The sequence below is a fragment of the Erythrobacter sp. genome, from assembly GCF_011765465.1.
GTDB lineage: Bacteria > Pseudomonadota > Alphaproteobacteria > Sphingomonadales > Sphingomonadaceae > Erythrobacter.
Genome location: NZ_CP050265.1, coordinates 2,944,936 through 2,965,142 on the forward strand (window position 1 = coordinate 2,944,936; position 20,207 = coordinate 2,965,142).

Annotated in this window: 29 protein-coding genes and 1 pseudogene; 14 read left to right on the plus strand and 16 right to left on the minus strand. The window is 65.5% G+C overall.

Annotated features, from left to right (window positions below; genetic code table 11):
- Positions 1 to 9: 9 nt before the first annotated feature.
- The 12 genes and pseudogenes from G9473_RS14235 to G9473_RS14290 form a co-directional block, all read right to left on the minus strand.
- Positions 10 to 210, minus strand: a complete 201-nt coding sequence (locus G9473_RS14235; RefSeq protein ID WP_291134133.1) for a phage tail assembly chaperone — start codon at positions 208 to 210, stop codon at positions 10 to 12.
- A complete protein-coding gene (locus tag G9473_RS14240) occupies positions 207 to 521 on the minus strand; it encodes a gene transfer agent family protein (protein WP_291134136.1) in 315 nt (104 codons plus the stop codon). Before G9473_RS14240 ends, G9473_RS14235 begins: the two co-directional genes overlap by 4 nt.
- Positions 518 to 925: a phage major tail protein, TP901-1 family gene (locus G9473_RS14245; RefSeq protein WP_291134138.1), complete on the minus strand. Its 408-nt coding sequence runs from the start codon at positions 923 to 925 to the stop codon at positions 518 to 520. Before G9473_RS14245 ends, G9473_RS14240 begins: the two co-directional genes overlap by 4 nt.
- Before the next feature lie 6 nt (positions 926 to 931).
- Entirely contained in the window at positions 932 to 1,315 is a 384-nt protein-coding gene (locus tag G9473_RS14250) for a DUF3168 domain-containing protein (protein ID WP_367159108.1), read from the minus strand.
- 14 nt (positions 1,316 to 1,329) lie between these two features.
- Complete coding sequence (locus G9473_RS14255; protein ID WP_291134144.1) at positions 1,330 to 1,494, minus strand: hypothetical protein; 165 nt, start codon at positions 1,492 to 1,494, stop codon at positions 1,330 to 1,332.
- On the minus strand, positions 1,491 to 2,057 hold the full coding sequence (locus G9473_RS14260; protein WP_291134146.1) for a hypothetical protein: 567 nt from the start codon (positions 2,055 to 2,057) through the stop codon (positions 1,491 to 1,493). Before G9473_RS14260 ends, G9473_RS14255 begins: the two co-directional genes overlap by 4 nt.
- A gap of 134 nt (positions 2,058 to 2,191) precedes the next feature.
- Positions 2,192 to 3,355: a phage major capsid protein gene (locus G9473_RS14265; protein ID WP_291134148.1), complete on the minus strand. Its 1,164-nt coding sequence runs from the start codon at positions 3,353 to 3,355 to the stop codon at positions 2,192 to 2,194.
- A 77-nt stretch (positions 3,356 to 3,432) separates the two neighbouring features.
- Positions 3,433 to 3,840, minus strand: a complete 408-nt coding sequence (locus G9473_RS14270) for an HK97 family phage prohead protease (protein ID WP_291134151.1) — start codon at positions 3,838 to 3,840, stop codon at positions 3,433 to 3,435.
- Positions 3,837 to 4,142 (minus strand): DUF6127 family protein, encoded by a 306-nt coding sequence (locus G9473_RS14275; protein ID WP_291134153.1) that lies wholly within the window; start codon positions 4,140 to 4,142, stop codon positions 3,837 to 3,839. Before G9473_RS14275 ends, G9473_RS14270 begins: the two co-directional genes overlap by 4 nt.
- Positions 4,139 to 5,295, minus strand: a pseudogene (locus G9473_RS14280) (phage portal protein). Before G9473_RS14280 ends, G9473_RS14275 begins: the two are co-directional and overlap by 4 nt.
- Before the next feature lie 38 nt (positions 5,296 to 5,333).
- Positions 5,334 to 6,659 (minus strand): terminase family protein, encoded by a 1,326-nt coding sequence (locus G9473_RS14285; RefSeq protein ID WP_291134156.1) that lies wholly within the window; start codon positions 6,657 to 6,659, stop codon positions 5,334 to 5,336.
- Positions 6,656 to 7,117: a hypothetical protein gene (locus tag G9473_RS14290; protein ID WP_291134159.1), complete on the minus strand. Its 462-nt coding sequence runs from the start codon at positions 7,115 to 7,117 to the stop codon at positions 6,656 to 6,658. Before G9473_RS14290 ends, G9473_RS14285 begins: the two co-directional genes overlap by 4 nt.
- A 252-nt stretch (positions 7,118 to 7,369) precedes the next feature.
- On the opposite strand from G9473_RS14290, the gene G9473_RS14295 reads away from it, so the two are divergent.
- Positions 7,370 to 7,996 (plus strand): VTT domain-containing protein, encoded by a 627-nt coding sequence (locus G9473_RS14295; RefSeq protein ID WP_291134162.1) that lies wholly within the window; start codon positions 7,370 to 7,372, stop codon positions 7,994 to 7,996.
- A 10-nt stretch (positions 7,997 to 8,006) separates the two neighbouring features.
- On the opposite strand, the gene G9473_RS14300 is transcribed toward G9473_RS14295, so the two are convergent.
- Both G9473_RS14300 and G9473_RS14305 read right to left on the minus strand, forming a co-directional pair.
- Positions 8,007 to 9,242: an aminotransferase class I/II-fold pyridoxal phosphate-dependent enzyme gene (locus G9473_RS14300; protein ID WP_291138503.1), complete on the minus strand. Its 1,236-nt coding sequence runs from the start codon at positions 9,240 to 9,242 to the stop codon at positions 8,007 to 8,009.
- Between the two features lie 23 nt (positions 9,243 to 9,265).
- Entirely contained in the window at positions 9,266 to 9,508 is a 243-nt protein-coding gene (locus tag G9473_RS14305) for an acyl carrier protein (RefSeq protein WP_291134164.1), read from the minus strand.
- Between the two features lie 132 nt (positions 9,509 to 9,640).
- Between G9473_RS14305 and G9473_RS14310 the strand changes: the two genes are divergently transcribed.
- Positions 9,641 to 10,222 carry a Pycsar system effector family protein gene (locus G9473_RS14310; RefSeq protein ID WP_291134167.1) on the plus strand — a complete coding sequence of 194 codons (582 nt, stop codon included), beginning with the start codon at positions 9,641 to 9,643 and terminating at the stop codon, positions 10,220 to 10,222.
- Here G9473_RS14310 and G9473_RS14315 read toward each other — a convergent pair.
- On the minus strand, positions 10,219 to 10,587 hold the full coding sequence (locus tag G9473_RS14315; RefSeq protein WP_291134170.1) for a response regulator: 369 nt from the start codon (positions 10,585 to 10,587) through the stop codon (positions 10,219 to 10,221). The genes G9473_RS14310 and G9473_RS14315 overlap by 4 nt on opposite strands.
- 56 nt (positions 10,588 to 10,643) lie before the next feature.
- Here G9473_RS14315 and G9473_RS14320 point away from each other — a divergent pair, with 56 nt between their 5' ends.
- From G9473_RS14320 to G9473_RS14340, 5 genes are read left to right on the plus strand one after another with little or no spacing between them, the layout of a single operon-like run.
- Entirely contained in the window at positions 10,644 to 10,931 is a 288-nt protein-coding gene (locus G9473_RS14320; RefSeq protein ID WP_291138506.1) for a DUF3572 domain-containing protein, read from the plus strand.
- Entirely contained in the window at positions 10,928 to 11,557 is a 630-nt protein-coding gene (locus G9473_RS14325) for an HAD family hydrolase (protein ID WP_291134173.1), read from the plus strand. Before G9473_RS14320 ends, G9473_RS14325 begins: the two co-directional genes overlap by 4 nt.
- Positions 11,554 to 12,009, plus strand: a complete 456-nt coding sequence (locus G9473_RS14330) for a RidA family protein (protein WP_291134175.1) — start codon at positions 11,554 to 11,556, stop codon at positions 12,007 to 12,009. The genes G9473_RS14325 and G9473_RS14330 overlap by 4 nt, the downstream gene beginning before the upstream one ends.
- Positions 12,006 to 12,734 carry a glycerophosphodiester phosphodiesterase family protein gene (locus G9473_RS14335; RefSeq protein ID WP_291134177.1) on the plus strand — a complete coding sequence of 243 codons (729 nt, stop codon included), beginning with the start codon at positions 12,006 to 12,008 and terminating at the stop codon, positions 12,732 to 12,734. Before G9473_RS14330 ends, G9473_RS14335 begins: the two co-directional genes overlap by 4 nt.
- Complete coding sequence (locus G9473_RS14340) at positions 12,731 to 13,876, plus strand: GNAT family N-acetyltransferase (protein WP_291134180.1); 1,146 nt, start codon at positions 12,731 to 12,733, stop codon at positions 13,874 to 13,876. The genes G9473_RS14335 and G9473_RS14340 overlap by 4 nt, the downstream gene beginning before the upstream one ends.
- A 4-nt stretch (positions 13,877 to 13,880) precedes the next feature.
- On the opposite strand, the gene G9473_RS14345 is transcribed toward G9473_RS14340, so the two are convergent.
- Complete coding sequence (locus G9473_RS14345; RefSeq protein ID WP_291134183.1) at positions 13,881 to 14,210, minus strand: hypothetical protein; 330 nt, start codon at positions 14,208 to 14,210, stop codon at positions 13,881 to 13,883.
- A 296-nt stretch (positions 14,211 to 14,506) separates the two neighbouring features.
- Here G9473_RS14345 and dksA point away from each other — a divergent pair, with 296 nt between their 5' ends.
- The 7 genes from dksA to kynU all read left to right on the plus strand — a co-directional run bounded on the left by dksA (position 14,507) and on the right by kynU (position 20,202).
- Entirely contained in the window at positions 14,507 to 14,965 is a 459-nt protein-coding gene (gene dksA, locus G9473_RS14350; protein ID WP_291134185.1) for an RNA polymerase-binding protein DksA, read from the plus strand.
- Between the two features lie 216 nt (positions 14,966 to 15,181).
- The gene (locus G9473_RS14355) at positions 15,182 to 15,556 is read left to right on the plus strand and encodes a PilZ domain-containing protein (RefSeq protein WP_291134187.1); all 375 of its coding nucleotides are present in this window, start codon (positions 15,182 to 15,184) and stop codon (positions 15,554 to 15,556) included.
- A 72-nt stretch (positions 15,557 to 15,628) separates the two neighbouring features.
- Complete coding sequence (locus G9473_RS14360) at positions 15,629 to 17,098, plus strand: ABC transporter substrate-binding protein (protein WP_291134189.1); 1,470 nt, start codon at positions 15,629 to 15,631, stop codon at positions 17,096 to 17,098.
- Positions 17,099 to 17,103: 5 nt separating this feature from the next.
- Positions 17,104 to 17,532 carry a DUF4112 domain-containing protein gene (locus tag G9473_RS14365; protein WP_291134191.1) on the plus strand — a complete coding sequence of 143 codons (429 nt, stop codon included), beginning with the start codon at positions 17,104 to 17,106 and terminating at the stop codon, positions 17,530 to 17,532.
- A gap of 35 nt (positions 17,533 to 17,567) precedes the next feature.
- Positions 17,568 to 18,359: a tryptophan 2,3-dioxygenase family protein gene (locus G9473_RS14370; protein ID WP_291134194.1), complete on the plus strand. Its 792-nt coding sequence runs from the start codon at positions 17,568 to 17,570 to the stop codon at positions 18,357 to 18,359.
- Positions 18,356 to 18,982, plus strand: coding sequence for an arylformamidase (kynB, locus tag G9473_RS14375; protein WP_291134196.1), 627 nt, complete (start codon positions 18,356 to 18,358; stop codon positions 18,980 to 18,982). The genes G9473_RS14370 and kynB overlap by 4 nt, the downstream gene beginning before the upstream one ends.
- A complete protein-coding gene (kynU, locus tag G9473_RS14380; protein WP_291134199.1) occupies positions 18,979 to 20,202 on the plus strand; it encodes a kynureninase in 1,224 nt (407 codons plus the stop codon). Before kynB ends, kynU begins: the two co-directional genes overlap by 4 nt.
- Positions 20,203 to 20,207: the final 5 nt, after the last annotated feature.

The window sequence follows — 20,207 nt, forward strand, 5'->3', positions numbered from 1 at the left end:
TCAAAAGTGTCAGCCATCTCGGTCTCGTTCCATCATCTGGCGGATTTGTTCGCGGCTCGGCGCCTCGGCCTGGCCGATGCCGTGCGGGATATGCAGTGCTGCCGCCAGTTCGCGCGGCGTCGACGCCCAGAATTCTCCTGGGCTCCAGCCGAGCGATTGCGCGGCGACGGAGCTGCAGCGCGCTGCCGCTTCGCCGAACGAGCCGCTCATCCCCGCCCCTGAAGAACCTGCGCTAGGATCGTGCGTACCGGTCCGGTCGCGGCGACGAGGCCCATCGCAAGCACTGCCTCGCCGACCTTGTCGCGCGGTGGGCGGTTTTCGTCCGCGAGGCAGTGCCATAGCAGGGCGGCGATTTCGCGGGCCGTCAGGGCGCCTTCGGAAGCCCGCTCCACCAGTGCGAACAGCGAGCCGATTTCCTCTTCCGCCGCGACAAGGTTCTCGAAGCTCGGTCGCAGGACATGAGCAGTTCCGTCGATCTCGAGGCTTGCCTCCCCGCGCAACCGATTAGCGGGCCGCGTCATGCGGGCACCACCGGGCCCGAGCTTTCGAGCTGGAGCGTATATGCGCGCTCTCCGTTGAAATCGCCCGAATAGTCGAGCCGCTGGACGAGGAAGCGGCCGCGCAGGCGTTCGCCGTCCTCGAAGGCGAGTTCATAATCGTCGAGCGTTCCGGCGAGCGCATGGCCCCGCACCCGGCTTTCGGCTGCGCTGCCGAGAAATATCCCTGCCGCGCTGACTGAAACGGACCGCGTCCCGGCCCCGGAAAGCAGGTCGCGCCATCCGCCCGACTGCTTGTGCGTTACGACGACCGTATCGCCGTTGATCGACATCTGCGTGGTCCTGAGACCGGCGACAGTTTCGTAATTGGGCGAGGCGCTGCCGTCGCCGATTTTGAGGAGAAAAGCGGAGCCGTTCTGGGCGGGCATTGGTGGTTACTCCTGAGAAGGTTCGAGGATGCGAAAGCGGAATTCGAGCAGGCCGCCCCTGAGATTGCTGGCGCGCGCTTCGCTGCGGGCGCGCAGAAAACGGACCGAGGCGATCTCGAAACCGACTTGGGCCGTTGGCATGGCGAGCACCCTGTGCTCGATCGCTGCGAGCAGGTCTGAATCGGCATCGGGATCGTCGGTGCGGCTCTCCAGTTCGAGCGCGATGCGTACCTCGCGCCCGGGCCGGTCCTTGGTGCCCCAGTCGGTCGATGCGCTTGCTGCGATTCCCACCCAGGGGGCGCTCGCGGATAGCGGGCTTTCCTCCTCGATGGCATTGATCGCGGCAAGCGCCGGATCCTCGCGGAGCCACTCCACAAGCCGAGCTCTCAATCGGTTTTCCATGGTCAATCCTGTGCAAAGCCGGGCCAGAGGTGGGCGGCCGAACGCCAGTCGGGCTTTGGGCTGTCTGCAGCGTCGTACGAATGCGTCGTCCGGATCGTGCGCAAGCGTCCTGCATATCGGGCCAATTGACCTATCAACGCATCGACATTGCTGTCGGCTTCGATCACGCCAGCCTCGGTCGGCGCCAGGGACGCCAGAGTGCCGTCACGCTGGCCGGCGCGGCGATGCCGGGCTTTTCGGATTTCGTTTGGGCAGGGCGGTCCCGTTCGCGGAAATAATGTGCGGCGAGCCGCACCATACCCTGGCGCAGCGGGGCGGGAAGATCGGCCCATTCAAGCGCCATTCCGGCATGGAAGCGGATCGCGACGATGCCGCCGTCGCCGCGGGCCGAGAATTCGATCCGCGCTGCGCCTGCGGGCTCCAGCGTGAATTCGTAGTCGTCCGAATCGAGCGGGCTGCGAGTGGCATCGGTTGCGATCCGCTCGACCGATGCCAGAGAGCGTACTGGTTCCGCGCCGAGCCGCCATGTGCCCGGCAGAAAGAGGGCTTCTTCCTCCACCAGCTGGGCGAGGGGCATCTGTCCGGTGAACGCCTCGCAAAGGGCGTGACTGGCCTCAAGCAGCCCGACGAGCATCACGTCATCGGTCGGCCTGCTGATCCCGAGCCAGGCCTTGAGTTCGGCAAGGGCATCTCCGGCGAGGCTGGCCGGCTGCACGACGGTTCGTCGCATTGCGGTCTCCCAAGGGGAAAGAAAGGAGTAACTGGCAAAGGCGCCCGCACCGCGGGGGTATTGCGGTACGGGCGCGAGGCACCGGGACGCGCGGGCAAGGGGGAACCGGCGCGCCCCGGCACGGGCGGGCAGCGTCAGGCCTCGATCTTGAGCAGCTTGATCGCGTTGCTGTCGAGCACCTGGCCGCCGATCCGGCGGGTCGCATAGAAATGCACGAACGGCTTGTTCGTGAAGGGGTCGCGCAGCACCTTGGTCGCGCTCTGTTCGGCGATCAGATAGCCGTGGCGGAAATTGCCGAAGGCGATCGGGAAGGCGCCTCCCTCGATATCGGGCATATCCTCGGCTTCGATTACCGGATAGCCGAGCAGCCGGTCAGGCTGCCCTTCCACCAGACCGGGTTGCCAAAGGAAGGCTCCGTCCGAAGTCTTGAGCTTGCGTACCGCGGCGAGGGTCGCGGAGTTCATCACGAAGCACGCGCCCTGCCGGTGACCCGCCTTGAGCGCATGGATCAGGTCGATCAATTTGGCATCGGGCTCGGCATCGAAGCCCGCCGCATTGCCCGATCCGATGTACTGCAGCTGCCCGAAGGCACGGGTGTCGTCCTCGGCGAGGCTGGTCGGTGCGGTCAGGAACCCTTCCGGCTGGTTTGTCCCGGTCCCCCGGATGAAGGCTTCGCCCTCGGCGCGGGCGAACTCGGCGGCGATTTCGGCTGCGAGCCAGGCTTCGAGATCGAAACCGACATCGTCGAGCATCGCCTGGCTCGCGGCCGGATTGGCATAGAGATCACCGCAGGGCGGCGCGATTTCGCTGAAATTGGGGGTGCCGGTGTCCGGCCGCGCCGCGGTCTCGCTGACCCAGCCCGACGCGATCCCGCCGGTCGCGACGAGCTTGCGGTAGCCCGACGTTCCGGTCCGCACGACCTGAGCGATGTTGCGGATGGGGCTGATCTCGGCGAGCTCGCGAGCGATGACCGCATCGAGTTCGCGCGGGACGGCGTAGCCTCCTTCGCCCGGCGTCGCACCGCTGATCGATTTGATCTCGTGCTCTCGACCGCGCCGCAGGTAGCCTTCGACGAAACCCTTCACCTCGGGGCTTTCGGTTTCGCGTCCTGCGATCGAGGGCCTGCTCGCCGCGCGTGCCACCTTGTCGAGACGGGCCTTCACCTCGTCGACATCGCCGCGAAGTTGGCGAATATCGGCTTCGGCCCGGTCCTGGCGGGCGACGATGTCGAAGCTTTGCTCGAGCCGGTCGGCCGGAGCGACGGCGGGCACGCTGTCGGAGTTCACTGGAGTTTCCATATATAAACCTTTCTGTTGGAACGAAAAAAGCCGCTCGCAAGCGGCTGTCGGGGAGGTTGAGGAAGGAAGAGGGCGTTTCAGGCGACCAAGTGGACCCGCGCGCCATGCTGGAGCGGGTGGGTGACGAGGCTGACCTCGAACAATTCGATTTCGAGCAGTTCGCGACCAATTTCGGATCGCTTGGCCTGGCGTGCCCGATAGCCGAAACTGAGCCCGCTGACCTTTCCAAGCACGAGAAGCTTCGCCGCCCGCGAATGGACCCGGTCGACCCGGGCGATGACCCTGAGGCCGCGATCATCCTCCGCGATCTGCTCGATTTCGCCGATCGCCTGGTCGGGGCGATGCTGCCATAGCAGCGGGAACGGGCGATCGCGGCGGGCAAGCGAATTCATGAACGCGCCGCGCCGGATCACGTCGCGGTCGCCGTCGCTCACATCGAAAAGCCCGGCATAGCCTGCGAAGCGCAAGGTGGCGGGAGCGTTCACAGGACGTCCCACACGCCGAGGCGGAAAGCGATCCCGATCAGCAGCAGGGCGAGTGCTGCGCGAATCGCCCATTCGACGAACGCCTTCCACGCGCTGGCCTTGGCATCGCGCCAGGCCTGCAGCAATTCGCGCAACTCGCCGAGATCGCCCTCGGCCTGCGCATCGTCGAGCCCCAGGCGTTCGAGAATCCGGTCGGCGGCGAGTTCGCTCGTCTCCTCGACGATCGCGCGGAGCGTGACCAGTTCGGCGCCTTCCTCGTTGGCCTGCTTCATCAGGGTGGCGAGCATCGCGGGACGGGTCATGGGGCATTCTCCTCAGCCGAAAATCCGAGCAATCTCCGCTTTTCCTCGCGACTCAGGAAATCGGCATCGCTGACCTGTTTCCAGAGCCGCTCGCGGTCCTCGGAAAGCGCGGTTATCCGATCGAGGTCGATCGCCACCGAGGCTTCCGGGAACCATGCCTCGAGCCCCTCGCCGAGCGCCGAGAAAAGCTTGTGGGCGAGCGGCAGCAAGGTCAGCCGCCACAGCGCCCGGTTCGCTTCGCGATAATTCGAATAGGTGTTGTCGCCGGGCAGGCCGAGCAGCATCGGCGGAACCCCGAAAGCGAGCGCTATCTCCCGCGCGGCGGCGCTCTTCAGCGTCGCGAAATCCATGTCCGCCGGAGACAGCGCCATGCTCTGCCACTTCAGCCCCCCATCGAGCAGCAGGGGGCGCCCGGCGTTGAGAGCCCCGGAGAAGGCTCGCTCGAGTTCTTCTTTCAACCGGTCGAATTGGTCCCTGGTGAGGCACGCCCCATCCTCGCCCTCATAGACGAGCGCGCCGGAAGGCCGCGCCGCGTTCTCGAGCAGCGACTGGTTCCAGGCCGTGGCCGCGTTATGCACGAGGATCGCCCGGTATGCCGCCGCGAGCGATCCCGCCCCGAGATGGTCGTCGAGCGGATGCATGGCCTTGATCTGGATGATCGCCGGCCAGCCGTCCTCGTCCTCTGCCGGGATCGTGATGCCTTCGCCACCGACTTCGTAACGGTACGCCTGCGGCCAGCCATCGGAGCCCGCGACGATCGAGACGCGGTCGGGCCGCAGCGCGAACAGTTCGACCGGTTTGCCCGATGCGTCCTTGAGTATCTGCACGTAGCCATTTCCGTGCAGCAGGACGTGCGCCGCGAGGCTTTCGACCAGCGGCTGGCCTGCGCTCGTAGCGTTGACCAGTCGGGCAAGGTCCGGGTTGCTGCAGGCTAGCGGGGCCTGCCCGATGCCCTCCGCCACTATCCGGACTGCCCGCTGCGCGATAGGGTTGGCGAGATAGGCCGCCTCGACTGCACGGCGATAATCGAACGCCCGGACGGTTTCTCCGGGCCCGAAGGCGGGCAGGCATCCCTGCAGGTATCCGGGAACAGCGGCACACGGTTTCGCTCCCCGCCCTTGAAGGCGGAGAGCAGCGCGTCGAGCAGAGCCATGGTAATTCCTTCTTGTTTTCCGGTCGCGGGCGAACCGCTTAGATCTGGCTGACGCGCGGGCGGGCTGCGCGCGTCAGCATCAGTTCGGTAAGCGCCCAGACGAGTGCATCGGCACGGTCGGGACTGCGGCCGGGGCCGACATATTCCCCTCCGAGCATCAATCCGCACAATTGGTCCTCGAGCCGGGCGAACATCCCGCGATGCCGGACCCTGCCTGCCCCGTAGAGCGCAGCGACAGGTTCGGCGCGGGCGACCTTGCCGCGGCTGGCGTGGACCAGCTTGATTGGCAGGGCGCGGTCGGCGGCGCGCAGGACGCTTTCGACCATTGATCCGCCCTGGTTCGCTTCGGCCACCACCCGGTCCGCCTCCCAGCCCTCGGCCGCAGCCGCGACCGCGGCGGCCCAGCGATCAGGTGTCGCATTGCCGATCGAGCAATCCGCCAGCACGCGTGACAATCCGTCGGTGCCGAGCGCGGCGACGATGATGCCGCATTCGTCGCCCTCTGCCGAAGCCGGCGGGTCGACCGCTACCACCACCCGTCCATGCGCGGGGCAGTCACCGCTTTCTCGTACGGCATCGAGCAGCGTGCGCTGCCACAGGGCTCCGTCGATGTCGCGGACCATTTCACCGCCGATTTCCTGCCGGGCCAGTTGGCTCCCCGCGAATTCGGCCTCGATCGCTTTGAGGAACCGCTCTGGCAGATTGGCCGCGTTATCGTGCGTCGATCCGCGGGTGACTACCGTGGCTCCGTCCTTTTCCTGCTCAAGCAGGCGTTCGACCAATGGGACGGGCCGCGGTGTCGTCGTGACCGCGATCCGCTGTTCCCGCCCAAGGCGTAGCCCCATCAACAGGTTGTCCCAGCACCGCGTCGCGCGTTGGTGTGAAACCGGCCACTTGCCGATCTCGTCGCACCAGGCGTGGCTGTGCTGGGGCCCGCGCAAGGCTTCCGGCTCAAGCGCGCTGTAAAGGCGCGCCTGCGCCCCATTGGCGAAGCGCAATCGGCGCAGCGATGGTTCGAACAGCGGTCTGCGATCGGGCGGGCAGCAGGCGAGGATTCCGCTTTCGCCCTCGACCATGACGGCCCGTGCCTCTTCGAGCGAAGCCGAGATGAGCGCGATGCGCGCCTGCGGATGCTCTTCCGCGACCGCCCGCACCCATTCGGCCCCGGCCCGCGTCTTGCCGAAGCCGCGACCGGCCATTACCAGCCAGACCCGCCAGTCGCCGGGAGGAGCGAGTTGGGCCGGACGTGCGAAAAGGCGCCAGTGATAGGCGAATTCGCTGCGTTCCGCGGCAGTCAGCCTGTCCGCCAGTTCCACGGTCCGCTGCGGGGCGGCGTGGGCGAGGCATTCGAGCGGTTCGGTCATCGGTCCGGTTCCGGTTCGGCCGCGTCCTCCGCGATCCGCTGCCTGATGTCGGCGATCTTGCGGTCGATCGAGGCCCTGATTTCGGCAGCGGTGACCTCGCGCCGTCCCGCTTGCGAACGCGCAGCGTCATCGCGGTGAAGAGCGAGCAGGCGGATCGCGGCGGCGAATTCGTATTTCGTGCCCTCCCGAGCAAGCAGGTCGCCTTCACGCAGTCTGCGGAGCATCTCCATTTCCAGGTCTTCGTATCCCCGCTCGAGTGCGAGCGCCCAAGCGTTGGCGAAACCGGGTTCGTTCCGGCGCGCACGGTATACTCTTGCCTTCGAGACTCCGGCGCGCTCGGCGGAGCGTGCGACGCTGGAGCTTTGTTCGAGATGGGCGATGAACAGATCCCGCCAGCGGGGATGGACGCGTTCGTGGGCCTTGCACCCGGTTCCTTCCGGGTGCGGCGTTTCCTTCATCCAGGAGCCTCTTTGGAAATCAGAGCGGGGAGGGGCGCGACAGGAATGGCTGACGAGGACGTGCCCGCCGAATCGACACTATCGCGATACTGATATGTGTTAACCCGATAGCGTCACAGTGTCAATATAAAATAACCGATATGGTAAACATATGCGTCTTGCGTGGGGCCGCGTGCTGGCCTACTGCCCACGCCGCCCCTCAAGGAAAGGCCGCATCTCTTGGCTTGGTTGCGCAGGCTCTATAACTGGACGATGGACAAGGCCGCGCACCGTCAGGCGCAGTGGTGGCTGGCGTTCTTCTGCTTCATCGAGGCGAGCTTTTTCCCGATACCGCCGCATCCCCTGCTTGGCCTGATGTGCCTTGCTGAGCCGAAGAAGGCGCTGCGCTTCGGCATCATTGCGACACTTGCTTCCGTCGCCGGCGGGATGCTCGGCTATGCGATCGGTTGGGGGCTTTACGGCAGTGTCGGTGAATGGCTGATCGCGACTCTAGGTTACGCCGACGTCTTTCCGGCGGCCCAGTGCCGGTTCGCGGAGCTTGGTCCATGGGCGGTGTTCCTCGGAGGGGCGACACCGGTGCCGTTCAAGCTGATGACGCTCACCGCGGGCTTCATGGAGATGGCCCTCGTGCCCTTCATCCTCGCCAGCCTCGCCGGGCGCGGTCTCGTTTTCGTGGTCGTCGGCGGGCTGTTCAGGTTCTTCGGCGCTCCGATCAAGGCCTTCATCGAGCGCTATCTCGGCCTGGTGACGACCGCCTTCGCGGTGCTGGTCGTTGCAGGCTTCGTCTTCGTCACGCAAATACGCGGAGCGGACGACGAGTCACCGGCGGGCGAACAAGCCTGCGAAATCGCTGTCCCCGTCGATCAGGGCACCGACTGACCGGTAGGGTTCAGGAAATGATCCCGACCGCCTTGCCGGCGCGTTCGAACATCGCGAGGATAGTTTCGACTTCTTCGCTAGAATGCTCGGCGCAGAGCGAGCAGCGCAGCAGTGTCATGCCCGCGGGCGTTGCTGGCGGCCGCGCTAGATTGACGTAGAGCCCTTCTTTCAGGAGCGCTTCCCACATCATTGCGCCCTGCTCGAGATCGGGCATGATCACCGCGACGATCGCGCTTTGCGGTTCGTTCGTGCCCAGCTTGAACCCCAATTCGGTCAATCCAGCGTGGAGGCGCCTCGAATTCTCCCACAGGTGCGCGCGCTTGTTCGCGCCGTGCATCAGCTTGCGGATCGAGGTCGCCGCGGTCGCCACCACGCTCGGCGGCAGGCTCGCGGTGAAGACATAGGGGCGGCAAACCAGCCGCAGGATCTCGAATTTCGGATGGTTCGACACGCAGAAACCGCCGACCGTGCCGACGCTCTTGGAGAACGTGCCGATGATGAAATCGACATCGTCGATGACACCTTGCTCCTCGCACACGCCGCGTCCGTTTTCGCCAATAAAGCCCATCGAATGCGCTTCATCGACCAGCACCATGGCGCCATATTTCTTGGCGATCGCGACCATCTCCTTGAGCGGTGCGACATCGCCGAGCATCGAATAGACGCCTTCGAGGATGACGAGCTTGCCGGCGTCCTGGGGAATGCGACGGAGGCGCTTTTCCATCGCCTCTATGTCGTTGTGCTTGAACGGCACGACTTCGGCCTTGCCCATGGCGCACCCGTCGTAGATCGAGGCATGGCTGTCGATGTCGAGGACGATGTAATCGCCCTTGCCTGCGATGGTCGAGATGATGCCGAGATTGGCCTGGTATCCGGTCGAAAAGACCATCGCGTGGTCCATCCCGTAGAATTCGCGCAGCGCGTCCTCGCATTCGCGGTGGCCCTGATAGGTTCCGTTGAGAACCCGGCTGCCGGTCGTGCCCGATCCGTAATTGTCGAGGGCTTCCTTCCCTGCCTCGAGCACGTCGGGGTCGAAGGTCATGCCCATGTAGTTGTAGGTGCCGAGCAGGATCGTGTCGCGCCCGTTGCAGATCGCCCGCGTCGGGCTCAGCACCTTTTCCATGACGAGGCTGAACGGATCCTCGACCCCGCGTGCGAGCAGCGCTTCGCGGGTCTGGATAATGGGGTCGAACTTGGCGAAAAGGTCGCGTTCGCTTCCCGAGCCGCCGCCGGGGGGAGGAGTCATGTCATTCATGGCGACGCCTTCTATCAGCTATCCTGCAGCTTGTGGACCGCGCTGACGAGCTGTCCGTAGGTCTCGATCTCGGCCTGCTGGTTCATACTGATGATGATGTCGAATTCGTCCTCGATCGCGGCAACGAAATCCATCACCGTGAGGCTGTCGAATTCGAGATCCCCGGCAAAGGTGGTCGCGGGCGTGATCTCGATGCCCTTCTTGTTGAAGGGCTCGATCAGTGCGCGGATGCGCTCGTCGACATCGGCTTCGGTCATCGGGGGAGGTTCTTTCTCGCTGGAGGGGCGCACGGTTCCGTAGCTTCGTGTGCAAAGCGGCTCGATGCGCGCCTTGTCAAGCCCGGAACCGGCTGGCACATCGGTGGGCGTTGCAGATCGGGGGCGGCAAAGGTGGACCAGGCGGGCAATGCGGCGGATGCCGGGCAAGGCAGGGACAAGGGAGATGCAAGAGAGCCGGATTGGTCCGCCAACGCGATCCATCTCCTGCGCACCACGCAGATCAACACACTGACCTTGTCACAAATGGCCGACCAGAAGGCCAACATCATGATCGGTGCGACCTTCGTGGTTTTTTCGCTGTCGGTCACGCGCCTTATGGGCGAAACGATCACCTTTGCCACCTTGTGCCTTGCGGCAACGGCCTTCTTCTCCTCCCTGTGCGCGGTGATTGCGGTTCTCCCAACCGTCGGGGTTCTGCCAAGGCGGGATGAGCAGCAAAACCTGCTTTTCTTCGGGCACTTCGCTGTACTCGACGAAGAGCAGTGGAAATCCCGCCTGCGCGAAGAACTTCAAGACGATGGCGCCGTGTTCGATACGATGATGCATGACATCTACCAGAACGGTCGGGTTCTGCACCGGCGCAAGTATCGCTTCCTCGCCTATGGCTACCGGATCTTTCTCGGCGGTCTCCTGCTCACCATGATCGTCTTTGCCTGGGAATATTCGGCCGAGGCGTCGGCGCTGGCGACCTAGTTCGGCAGCAGCGCCTTGACCGCACTCATGAAGGGGCTGATCGATACCGGCTTGGCGAGATAGCCTGATGCACCGGCGGAACGGATGCGATCCTCGTCGCCCTTGGCCGCGAAGGCCGTGACGGCGAGCACCGGGATTGCCCGAAGCGCCGTGTCGCGCCGTGCGGCCTCGATCAATTCGACACCGGAAATCCCCGGGAGCTGGATATCCATGATGATAAGATCGGGCGTCATAGCTCGCGCCGTCTCGAGAACCTTGCCCCCGTCCGCAACCGGCTCGACTTCGAAACCGTTCGCCTTGAGCACGTCGCAGAACAATTTCCGGTTGAGGTCGTTGTCCTCGACCACCATTATTCGCTTCGTCACAGTCACGCCCCGTTTTGCCCTGCGAGCGAGCGTAACCCTACCTGGAGGTCGCTACAATCCCGGATCGCCCCGAAACCGCGCCCGGCCGCGCCGCCCTGAGCGCGCAAACGCTCGCCCTTGCAGCGCTCGGCTGGGTGCTGGAGGACGACGAACGCGCGGACCGGTATCTCGAACTGACCGGGCTCGATCCCGATTCGCTGCGCGCAGGGCTGGGCGATCCGTCCGTGCTCGGCTCGGCACTCGATTTTCTCGCCAATCACGAACCCGATCTCCTCAGGGCGGCCGAAGCGCTGGCCGTAACGCCCGAGGAACTGATTTCTGCCCGGAAGGAACTGACCCGATGAGCCGCCCCCTGATCATCAGCGACTGCGACGAAGTGCTGTTGCACATGGTCGCGCATTTCAAGCAATGGCTCGAGGAAAGCCAGGGGGTCGATTTCAACCTCGAAGGCCACGATTTCGCCCATGCGTTGCGGTGGCAGGAGAGCGGCGACCTGCTCGAACCGGCGGACATCTGGCGGATGCTGGGGCGTTTTTTCGATCGGGAGATGGACCGCCAGACCCCGATCCAGGGGGCCGTGGAAGGGATCAACGCGCTTGCCGAACAGGCCGACGTGGTGATCCTCACCAATCTCGTCGACGAACGGCGCGACAAGCGGGCGGACCAGCTCGCCGCGCTCGGCATCCATGCGCGCGTCTTCACCAACCAGGGGCCGAAGGGGCCGGCCCTGAAGAAGATCGTGGAGGAATTCGCCCCGAGCCGCGCCGTGTTCATCGACGACCTAGCCCAGCACCATGCTTCGGTCGCCGAAGTCGCGCCCGAGGTCGTTCGCCTGCACATGTGCGGCGAACCGATGATTGCAGGGTCGATCGACTGTGCGCACAAGGCCGGTCATGCCGAAGCGCGGATCGACCGTTGGGACGAAGCCTTGCCCTGGCTGTTCGACCGAATAGAGGGGAATGCGATATGACGATCGAGAAACGACTGGCCGAACTGGGGCTGGTCCTGCCCGAGCCCGCCGCCCCGGTCGCAAGCTATGTTGCGGTCGTCCACGAAGGCGGGTTCGCCCATGTCTCGGGACAATTGCCGTTCATCGACGGAGCCCTCGTGACAGGACGGCTCGGAGACGACCTCACTCTTGAGGACGGGATCATGGCGGCGCGCGCCTGCGGCATGATGATCCTTGCGCAGCTGAAGCAGGCGGGGCTGCTCGAACGGGTCGAGCGCGTCGTGAAGCTCGGCGCCTTCGTCAATTCGACGCCCGATTTCACCGACCAGCCCAAGGTCGCCAATGGCGCGTCCGACCTGATGTTCGAGGTTTTCGGCGAAAAGGGCCGCCACGCCCGCGCCGCGGTGGGCGTGCCTGCCCTTCCTCTGGGCGCGGCGGTGGAAGTCGATGCGGTGATCGCCGTCTCGGGATGACGCGTCGCACCGCTCCCGACTGGCTGACGCAGTGGGAATATGCCCACCGTGGGCTGCACTCGCCGGGAGTGCCCGAAAACTCGCTCGCCGCCGCCGAAGCGGCAATTGCGGCGGGCATGGGGATCGAATGCGACGTCCAGCGCAGCTTGGACGATCACCCGATGGTCTTCCACGACTGGGAGCTGGAGCGGCTGACCGGAGTGGCGGGAGCCACCGAAGAAAGGCTAGCCGAGGAGCTCGAGGCGCTCGGACTGATCGGCTCCGATCAGAGCCCCGTCCGGCTGGCGACGTTCCTCGAGATCGTTGCCGGGCGCGTCCCCGTTCTCATCGAGATCAAGTCAAGGCGCGGCTACGATGTCGAGTGGAGCTGCGTGAGCGTCAGTCGCCTTCTGGACGCCTATTGCGGCCTTCACGCCGTGATGAGCTTCGATCCGCGCGTGTCCCGCTGGTTCCGCCGCCATGCGCCGCATACGCCCTGCGGCCTGGTGATGCGCGAAGACGGGCGCGGGAACACCCAGAAGGCTTGGCAGAGGCGCCTGGCATTGTGGCTCGCGAAGCCCGATTTTCTCGCCTATCACATCGCCGCGTTGCCGAACCGCTGGGTCGCGGTTCTTCGCGCCGGTGGTCTGCCGGTCTTGACTTGGACGGTCGATTCCTCAGCAACGCGTGCGCTCGCCGTGCTCCATGCCGATGCCCTCATCGTCGAGGGGGAGGGCGTAGCATGAGCGACAGCTCCCTGACCGTTCGCCTTGCCCCTTCGGTGGGGGAGTTCGACGCAGCCGAATGGAACGCTCTCGGCGGCTATCGCAATCCTTTCGTCAGCCACGAATTCCTGAGCGCGATGGAGGACTCGGGCAGTGTCGGCGAAGGCACGGGCTGGGACCCCGCCCCGATCGTCGTTACCGACGCTCAAGGCCGCCTTCGTGCCGCCTTGCCGAGTTATGCCAAGGGACACAGCCAGGGCGAATACGTTTTCGACCACAGCTGGGCCGATGCGTGGCATCGTGCCGGGGGGCGCTATTATCCCAAGCTCCAGATCGCCGCGCCCTTCACCCCGGCGAGCGGTCCGCGGCTGCTGCTGTCGGAACCGGCGCTCGCGCCCCATCTTCTCAAGGGCGCGGAAACCGTCTGCCAGCAGAACGGGCTTTCCTCGGCCCACGCCACCTTCATCGAAGAAGATCAGGTCGCGCTGTTCGAGGACGCGGGCTGGCTGATCCGCAACGACATCCAGTTCCACTGGCTCAATCGCGATTACGCATCCTTCGACGATTTTCTCGGCGAACTCGCCTCGCGCAAGCGCAAGAACCTGCGCAAGGAACGCGCTGCCGCGCAGGACGGGCTGCGGATCGAGCGGCTGAGCGGCGGCGACATAAAGCCGCATCACTGGGACGCCTTCTGGATTTTTTACCAGGACACCGGCGCGCGCAAATGGGGCACGCCCTATCTCACTCGGGCGGCGTTCGACCTGCTCGGCGAGCGGATGGGAGACAGAATCGTGCTGATCCTCGCTTTCGACGGGGAGGAGCCGATCGCGGGTGCGCTTAACTTCATCGGGCGCGAGGCGCTCTACGGGCGCTATTGGGGTTGCACCCGCGACGTTAAGTTCCTGCACTTCGAGCTGTGCTATTATCAGGCGATCGACATTGCGATCGAACTCGGCCTGCCGCGCGTCGAGGCCGGAGCACAGGGCGGGCACAAGCTGGCCCGGGGATACGAGCCGGTGAAGACATGGTCGGCGCACTGGATCGCCGACCCCGGTTTCCGCGCGGCGGTGGCGGATTTCCTCGAGCGTGAGCGAGCGGGCGTCGCCAGCGACCAGCTGTTTCTCGGCGACCGCACGCCTTTCAGGAAGGCGGGCGAGGACTGACCGGTCAGGCGGCCCGGGCGCGCTCCTGCGCCAGCCACTGGCGGGCGCGACGCTGTGCCTCGGCGATTTCGCGTGCGGTCATTTCCTCCGAGATGTCGGCCCGGCTCCACGCAGCTTCTTCATGCCCGCGTGCGGCGGCGAGGTTAAACCACTTGTGCGCTTCGACAAGATCGGACGGCGCGCCGCTGCTGGCCGTCGAATAGGCGACCCCGAGATCGAACAGCGCCGCTACATCGCCCTGCGATGCCGCCGCCAGCCGCTCGGCCAGGGCAAGGTCGTGGTCGGCCGCTTCGGCCGGTCGGCAATCGGTCCCCTTAATCGGTGCGAGTTTCATTCTTCACTCCCCGTTCTTCGCGAAACCGACCCCCTTGCGGCTCGCTCGGCTTCAGAAGTCAGGGATCGTGGTCAATAATTGGTTAACGGACCCACGTTTTTGTTATTCTCGCCGGATGTGGTGCTTGCGCCTCGGCGATGCCCGGCAGCCCGGACGCGATTCGGCTTGTGCCTCAAACAGGGCTTCCCTATAGGCGCGGCGAGGCTTCGGCTGTCCGGAAGGCGTGGCATCGCAACTGTGCCGGCGTCGCCGATCCGGGGCGGCACTGCAGGAACTCGCGGGGACAAGAGCAGCACATGGGATCGCCTACGTCGGACGACATCGACATTCTCGAAAAGGCCAAGCGTATGCTCGAGCCGGATTACGTCCCGAGCGAAGACGAAGAATACATGAACGAGCGGCACCAGGCCTATTTCCGGATGTTGCTGATCGAATGGAAGCGATCGATTCACAGCGCCGCCGGCCAGACCCTGCAATCCCTCCAGGACGGCCCGATCCGCGAAGCCGACCTGAATGACCGCGCCTCGAGCGAGACCGACTGGGGAATCGAGCTGCGCACCCGCGATCGCCAGCGCAAGCTGATCGCCAAGATCGATGCCGCGCTGCGCCGCCTCGACGAAGGCGAATACGGCTATTGCGAGGTCACCGGCGACCCGATCGGATTGAAGCGTTTGATCGCCCGCCCGGTCGCGACCATGACGGTCGAAGCGCAGGAAGCCCACGAACGGCGCGAAAAGGTGTCGCGGGACGATTAAGTATTCACGTGTCCGCCTCAAGTCGTTTCAGTCTGGTACAAGCCAGCTGCAATGGTAAATCTTGGGCCTTCTTTTAAGATTCCGTTTACCGCGTTGCCATAACCCCGGGAGCGCGGGTCGAAGTGGGTCGTCCCGCTGCTTGCGACCCGGAATGGTCGTAGCATATCCGCAAAGAATGGCCGGGCCCTGACATGGGTCCGGTGGAGGCGAACCGAAATGACCGGTGTCGATACGCGCAGCGTTTCCCGTGACAGCCTGTTCCTTCTAGCGGACCTGAGGCTCGAGGAATCCGACGAAGTGCATCGGGTGCGTGTGCGCAACCTGTCTGACGGCGGTATGATGGGCGAAGGCAGCGTGCGCGTCCAGCGTGGCTACCGCGTCAAGGTCGACCTGCGCAATATTGGCGAGGTCTGCGGCAGCGTCGCCTGGGTCCAGGATGAGCGTTTCGGGGTCGCTTTCGACGAAGAGATCGATTCGCAGCGCGCGCGGCGGCCGGCCGGGAGCGGTGCGATGGGTGCGGCCGATTCCTATCCTTCCTACGCCCACCGCGCCCCGCAGCTTCCTGACCCGGCGACGCTGCGCAAGGTCTGAAGCCCGACCCCTTTCGCGGTCGGCGGGATTTGGCCGCTGAAACGCAAACGGGGCGGTGCTAACACCGTCGCGATGCGATTCCTCTCCTGCCTCTTCCTCATGCTCCTAGTGATCGGCTGCGGCCCAGCCCGCGACGATGGCCCGATCGACGTGGCGGTAATCGGCGGCGCCGATGGCCTCTTCGCCGAAGGTGTGCGCCTTTCTTCCGCTGCCCAGCACTTGCGCGCGGCCACGGCGGAGGGCCTGGTTTCGCTCGATCCGACGGGCCAGGTCGTTCCCGCGATCGCCGAACGCTGGATCGTTACCGATGACGGGCTCAGCTACATCTTCCGCCTGCGCGATTCGAACTGGCCCGACGGCGACCCGATCACCGCGACCGATGTTCGTCGGATCCTGCGCTCGAACCTGCGCGCACTCGAAGGCACGTCGCTCGGCCTCGACCTTGCCAAGATCACCGACGTGAGAGCGATGACAGGCCGCGTGGTCGAGCTTCGCCTGTCGAGCCCGATGCCCGAATTCCTGCGCCTTCTCGCCCAGCCCGAACTCGGTCTCGTCAGGGGCGGGAGCGGGACCGGCCCCATGATCATGTCGCGTGACGAGGACCAGCCGCTTGCAAGGTTGAGCGCGCTCCCGCCGGAGGCGCGCGGCCTGCCCGCGCGCGAGAACTGGGAGGACTTCGCCCGACCCCTGACCCTGCGGGCCATGACTGCCGAAGCGGCAGTCGAGGCGTTCCAGTCGGGCGAGGTCGATCTCGTGCTCAACGGCACGCTCGCGACCTTCCCGCTGGCCGAACTCGGCCCGCTGTCGCGCGGCACGATCCAGGTCGATCCCGCGATCGGCATGATGGGTCTGGTGGTAACGGACAACAGCGGCCTCCTCGCCGAGCCCGAGCGGCGCGAGGCGCTTTCGATGGCGATCGACCGTGCCGCGCTGATCCAGCCCTTCGGTCTTGGCGGCTGGCAGCCGACCGAATGGATCGTCCCGCCGGCACTTTTCGATCAGCCCGCCCCCTATCCGGCTAGCCGCTGGCCCGACCTCGATCTCGAGGAGCGCCGCCGCGTCGCCGCCGATCGGATTTCCGCCTGGGCCGAGGAGACGGGCGAGGAACCTCTCGTGCGCGTCGCCCTGCCGAAAGGACCGGGCAGCGCCCTGTTGCTGCGCGGGCTTGCGCGCGCATGGGAGACGATCGGCGTGCGGGTCGAGTGGGCTGGCGAGGGGGAATCCGCGGACCTTGTGTTCCGGGACCGGGTGGCGCGCTATTCCTCACCCCGTTGGTTCCTGAACCAGCTCAATTGCGAGCTCGAAATCGGGCTGTGCGTGGTGGATGCGGATGCGCTGGTAAGGGAAGCCCTTTCGCTGCGCGATCCTGCGGAAAAGCGCCGGGTTCTTATCGAGGCGCACGAGGCGCTGGTCCAAGGAGAGGTCTTCATCCCATTCGGCCAGCCGGTGCGCTGGTCGCTCGTCCGCGGTGCGATCGGGCCTTATTCGGCGAACCAGTGGGGCCTCCACCCCTTGTTCCCGCTCACCCAGCCCACCACATAAGGGGTATGGAACGAACGCCGAACGAAACCCTGCGCGCCCGGCCGATGACGCTGTCGCTGCCGACCGGGACCGATCCCGCCTCGATCCGGCAGCGGGTCGAGGCGCTCGAATTCCTGCTCGAACGCAGCCTGCGCGTGCCCGGCGTCAAGGTTCCGATCGGCCTCGACGGGCTGATCGGGCTCGTGCCCGTTCTCGGCGATATCATCACCACGGCGCTCGGCGCCTACATCGTGTGGGAAGCCCGCAATCTCGGGCTGTCGAAATGGCAACTCACCCGCATGGGCGCGAATGTCGCCTTCGACACCTTGCTCGGGCTTGTTCCGCTGGTCGGCGATGCGGCGGACTTCGTCTTCCGCTCGAACACTCGCAACCTGAAGATCCTGCGAAGGCATCTCGACAAGCACCATCCCGAAACGCGGGTTATCGAGGGCTAGTTTCCTCGCCCGCCCGCCTGCGCTAGGGGCCGGGCATGAGCCGCGACGTCACCTATTCGAGCTATCTCGATCTCGACCGCATCCTTGGCGCGCAGCACCCGGCATCGGGCGCGCATGACGAGATGCTCTTCATCATCGTCCACCAGGCGAGCGAGCTTTGGCTGAAGCTGTTCCTGCACGAACTCACCGAAGCGCGCGAGCGGATCGAAGCGGACGATTTGCGTCCGGCGTTCAAGATGCTCGCCCGCGTCGCGCGCGCCCAGCAGCAGCTGATCCAGAGCTGGGACGTTCTCAGCACGATGACCCCGCACGATTATTCGCGCATTCGCCCGCACCTCGCCTCGTCGAGCGGGTTCCAGTCGGCGCAGTACCGGATGATGGAATTCATGCTCGGCGGGCGCGATGCGAAGCACGTGCGGCTCCACCGCGGGAACGAGGACTGGGCAGAGCGGCTGGACGCGGAGACGAACCGCGCGAGCCTCTACGATGCCGCGGTGCGCCTGCTCGCCCGGCGGGGCTTCGATATTTCGGCCGAGGTGCTCGAACGCGATGTCGGGGTAACGTGGCGGCACGATGCCAGCGTCGAAGCGGCATGGGCGGAGATCTATCGCGAGCCACAGGCACACTGGGACCTCTACGAACTGGCCGAAAAGCTGGTCGATCTCGAATACCATTTCCAGCGCTGGCGTTTCGGTCACTTGAAGACGGTTGAGCGCATCATCGGCTTCAAGCGCGGCACTGGCGGCACGCCTGGCGTTCCCTATCTCGAAGGCGTTCTGAAGCAGGCATTCTTTCCCGAATTGCTCAGCGTCAGGACTGCGATATGAGCGGGCGGATTCGCGACATCTCGCAAGCCCTCCATCCCGGTCTGCCGGTGTGGCCGGGCGACACCGCTTTCACGCAGGCGCGCACATGGCAGATGGAGGAGGGCTCGCCGGTCAACGTCTCGGCGCTGACCCTTTCGACCCATTCCGGCGCCCACGCCGATGCCCCGCTCCATTATGCTGCCGATGCGCCCGACATCGCCTCGGTCGATCTCGCGCCCTACCTTGGCGAGTGCCTGGTAGTCGATGCGCGCGGGGTAGGGCCGCTGGTCGAGGTCGGGGACCTGCCGCACCTTCACGGCGCGGACCGCGTTCTGTTCCGGACCTTCGACGCCTTTCCGCACAAGCACTGGCCCGCCGCGCCGACCGCAATCGCGCCCGAGACGATCGAGTGGCTCGGCGTTCAGGGCGTCCGGCTGGTGGGGATGGACGGCCCCTCGCTCGACCCGCTCGATTCGAAGGATATGCTCGCGCACAAGGCAGTCCTGAAACACGATATGCGCGTGCTCGAAGGGCTGGTGCTCGATGACGTCGAGGAGGGGCGCTACGAACTCATCGCCCTGCCGCTCCCCATCGTCGGGGGCGATGCTTCGCCGGTGCGGGCCGTGTTGAGGGACCTGCCATGACCGCTGCCGAGCGCGCCCGCGCACTCGATGCGGCCGATCCGCTTGGCGTCTTCCGCGAGCGTTTCGTTCTTCCCGAAGGAGTGATCTATCTCGACGGCAACTCGCTCGGCGCTCTGCCGCGCGCGACCATGCCGGCGATGGAGCGGGCGGTGCGCGGCGAATGGGGCGAAGGGCTGATCCGTAGCTGGAACGAGGCTGGATGGTTCGAGATGGCACAGCGAGTGGGCGGCAAGATCGCGCCGCTGATCGGCGCTGCCCCGCAAGAGGTCATCGCCTGCGATTCGACCAGCGTGAATCTGTTCAAGCTGATAGCCGCGGCGCTTGAGATGCGTTCGGGGCGCAAGGTCGTACTGTCGGAGCCCGGCAATTTCCCGACCGACCTTTACATGGTCGCAGGGCTGGAACGGCAGGGTCTGGCCGAACGCCGTCTCGCCCCGCGCGAAGGGCTGCTGGAGGCGCTGGATAGAGACGTTGCGCTGCTGATGCTGACCCATGTCCATTACAAGACCGGTGCGATGCACGACATGGCGGCGCTGACCCGCGCGGCACACGAGGCGGGGGCGCTGGTTTTGTGGGACTTGTCGCACTCGACCGGGGCTGTGCCGGTCGACCTCGCCGGTGTCGGAGCCGATTTTGCGGTCGGCTGCGGCTACAAGTATCTGTGCGGGGGGCCGGGCGCACCCGCCTTCGCCTTCGTCGCCGAGCGGCACCACGCTGACCTCGCGCAGCCGCTCACCGGCTGGTTCGGCCATGCCGCGCCCTTCGCCTTCTCCGACGATTACGAGGCCGCTCCGGGCATCGAGCAATTGCTGTGCGGAACCTCCCCGGTGCTGGGCCTGACCGCGCTCGAGGTGGGCGTCGACCTGATCGCTCGGATCGGCATCGAACGCCTTTATGCCAAGTCGCGCGCCCTATCCGAATTCTTCCTCGAATGCCTCGCCGAACGGGGCATCGACCTCGACCTCGTCAGCCCCGACGACAGCGCGGCGCGAGGGAGCCAGCTGTCCTTTCGCCATAACGAGGCCTACCCCGTCTGCCAGGCGCTCATCGCGCGCGGCGTGATCGGCGATTTCCGCGCGCCCGACATCCTGCGGCTGGGCTTCGCCCCGGCCTACCTGTCCTTCGCCGACATCGCCGAAGCGGCCCGCCACCTCGCCGAAGTTCTGGAGAGCGAGGAATGGCGGCGCGAGGAATTCAACCGCCGTTCCGCCGTCACCTGATCGCC

Bases quoted from the DNA above. Each gene is read 5' to 3' on its own strand.
- G9473_RS14330 (WP_291134175.1), top strand. From the start codon at position 11,554: ATGACGATCGAGAAACGACTGGCCGAACTGGGGCTGGTCCTGCCCGAG.
- G9473_RS14285 (WP_291134156.1), bottom strand. From the start codon at position 6,659: ATGACCGAACCGCTCGAATGCCTCGCCCACGCCGCCCCGCAGCGGACC.
- kynB (WP_291134196.1), top strand. From the start codon at position 18,356: ATGAGCGGGCGGATTCGCGACATCTCGCAAGCCCTCCATCCCGGTCTG.
- G9473_RS14370 (WP_291134194.1), top strand. From the start codon at position 17,568: ATGAGCCGCGACGTCACCTATTCGAGCTATCTCGATCTCGACCGCATC.
- G9473_RS14240 (WP_291134136.1), bottom strand. From the start codon at position 521: ATGACGCGGCCCGCTAATCGGTTGCGCGGGGAGGCAAGCCTCGAGATC.
- G9473_RS14275 (WP_291134153.1), bottom strand. From the start codon at position 4,142: ATGACCCGTCCCGCGATGCTCGCCACCCTGATGAAGCAGGCCAACGAG.
- G9473_RS14355 (WP_291134187.1), top strand. From the start codon at position 15,182: ATGACCGGTGTCGATACGCGCAGCGTTTCCCGTGACAGCCTGTTCCTT.
- dksA (WP_291134185.1), top strand. From the start codon at position 14,507: ATGGGATCGCCTACGTCGGACGACATCGACATTCTCGAAAAGGCCAAG.
- G9473_RS14325 (WP_291134173.1), top strand. From the start codon at position 10,928: ATGAGCCGCCCCCTGATCATCAGCGACTGCGACGAAGTGCTGTTGCAC.
- kynU (WP_291134199.1), top strand. From the start codon at position 18,979: ATGACCGCTGCCGAGCGCGCCCGCGCACTCGATGCGGCCGATCCGCTT.
- G9473_RS14245 (WP_291134138.1), bottom strand. From the start codon at position 925: ATGCCCGCCCAGAACGGCTCCGCTTTTCTCCTCAAAATCGGCGACGGC.
- G9473_RS14265 (WP_291134148.1), bottom strand. From the start codon at position 3,355: ATGGAAACTCCAGTGAACTCCGACAGCGTGCCCGCCGTCGCTCCGGCC.
- G9473_RS14290 (WP_291134159.1), bottom strand. From the start codon at position 7,117: ATGAAGGAAACGCCGCACCCGGAAGGAACCGGGTGCAAGGCCCACGAA.
- G9473_RS14335 (WP_291134177.1), top strand. From the start codon at position 12,006: ATGACGCGTCGCACCGCTCCCGACTGGCTGACGCAGTGGGAATATGCC.
- G9473_RS14295 (WP_291134162.1), top strand. From the start codon at position 7,370: ATGGACAAGGCCGCGCACCGTCAGGCGCAGTGGTGGCTGGCGTTCTTC.
- G9473_RS14300 (WP_291138503.1), bottom strand. From the start codon at position 9,242: ATGACTCCTCCCCCCGGCGGCGGCTCGGGAAGCGAACGCGACCTTTTC.
- G9473_RS14235 (WP_291134133.1), bottom strand. From the start codon at position 210: ATGAGCGGCTCGTTCGGCGAAGCGGCAGCGCGCTGCAGCTCCGTCGCC.
- G9473_RS14345 (WP_291134183.1), bottom strand. From the start codon at position 14,210: ATGAAACTCGCACCGATTAAGGGGACCGATTGCCGACCGGCCGAAGCG.
- G9473_RS14360 (WP_291134189.1), top strand. From the start codon at position 15,629: ATGCGATTCCTCTCCTGCCTCTTCCTCATGCTCCTAGTGATCGGCTGC.
- G9473_RS14305 (WP_291134164.1), bottom strand. From the start codon at position 9,508: ATGACCGAAGCCGATGTCGACGAGCGCATCCGCGCACTGATCGAGCCC.
- G9473_RS14340 (WP_291134180.1), top strand. From the start codon at position 12,731: ATGAGCGACAGCTCCCTGACCGTTCGCCTTGCCCCTTCGGTGGGGGAG.
- G9473_RS14260 (WP_291134146.1), bottom strand. From the start codon at position 2,057: ATGCGACGAACCGTCGTGCAGCCGGCCAGCCTCGCCGGAGATGCCCTT.
- G9473_RS14365 (WP_291134191.1), top strand. From the start codon at position 17,104: ATGGAACGAACGCCGAACGAAACCCTGCGCGCCCGGCCGATGACGCTG.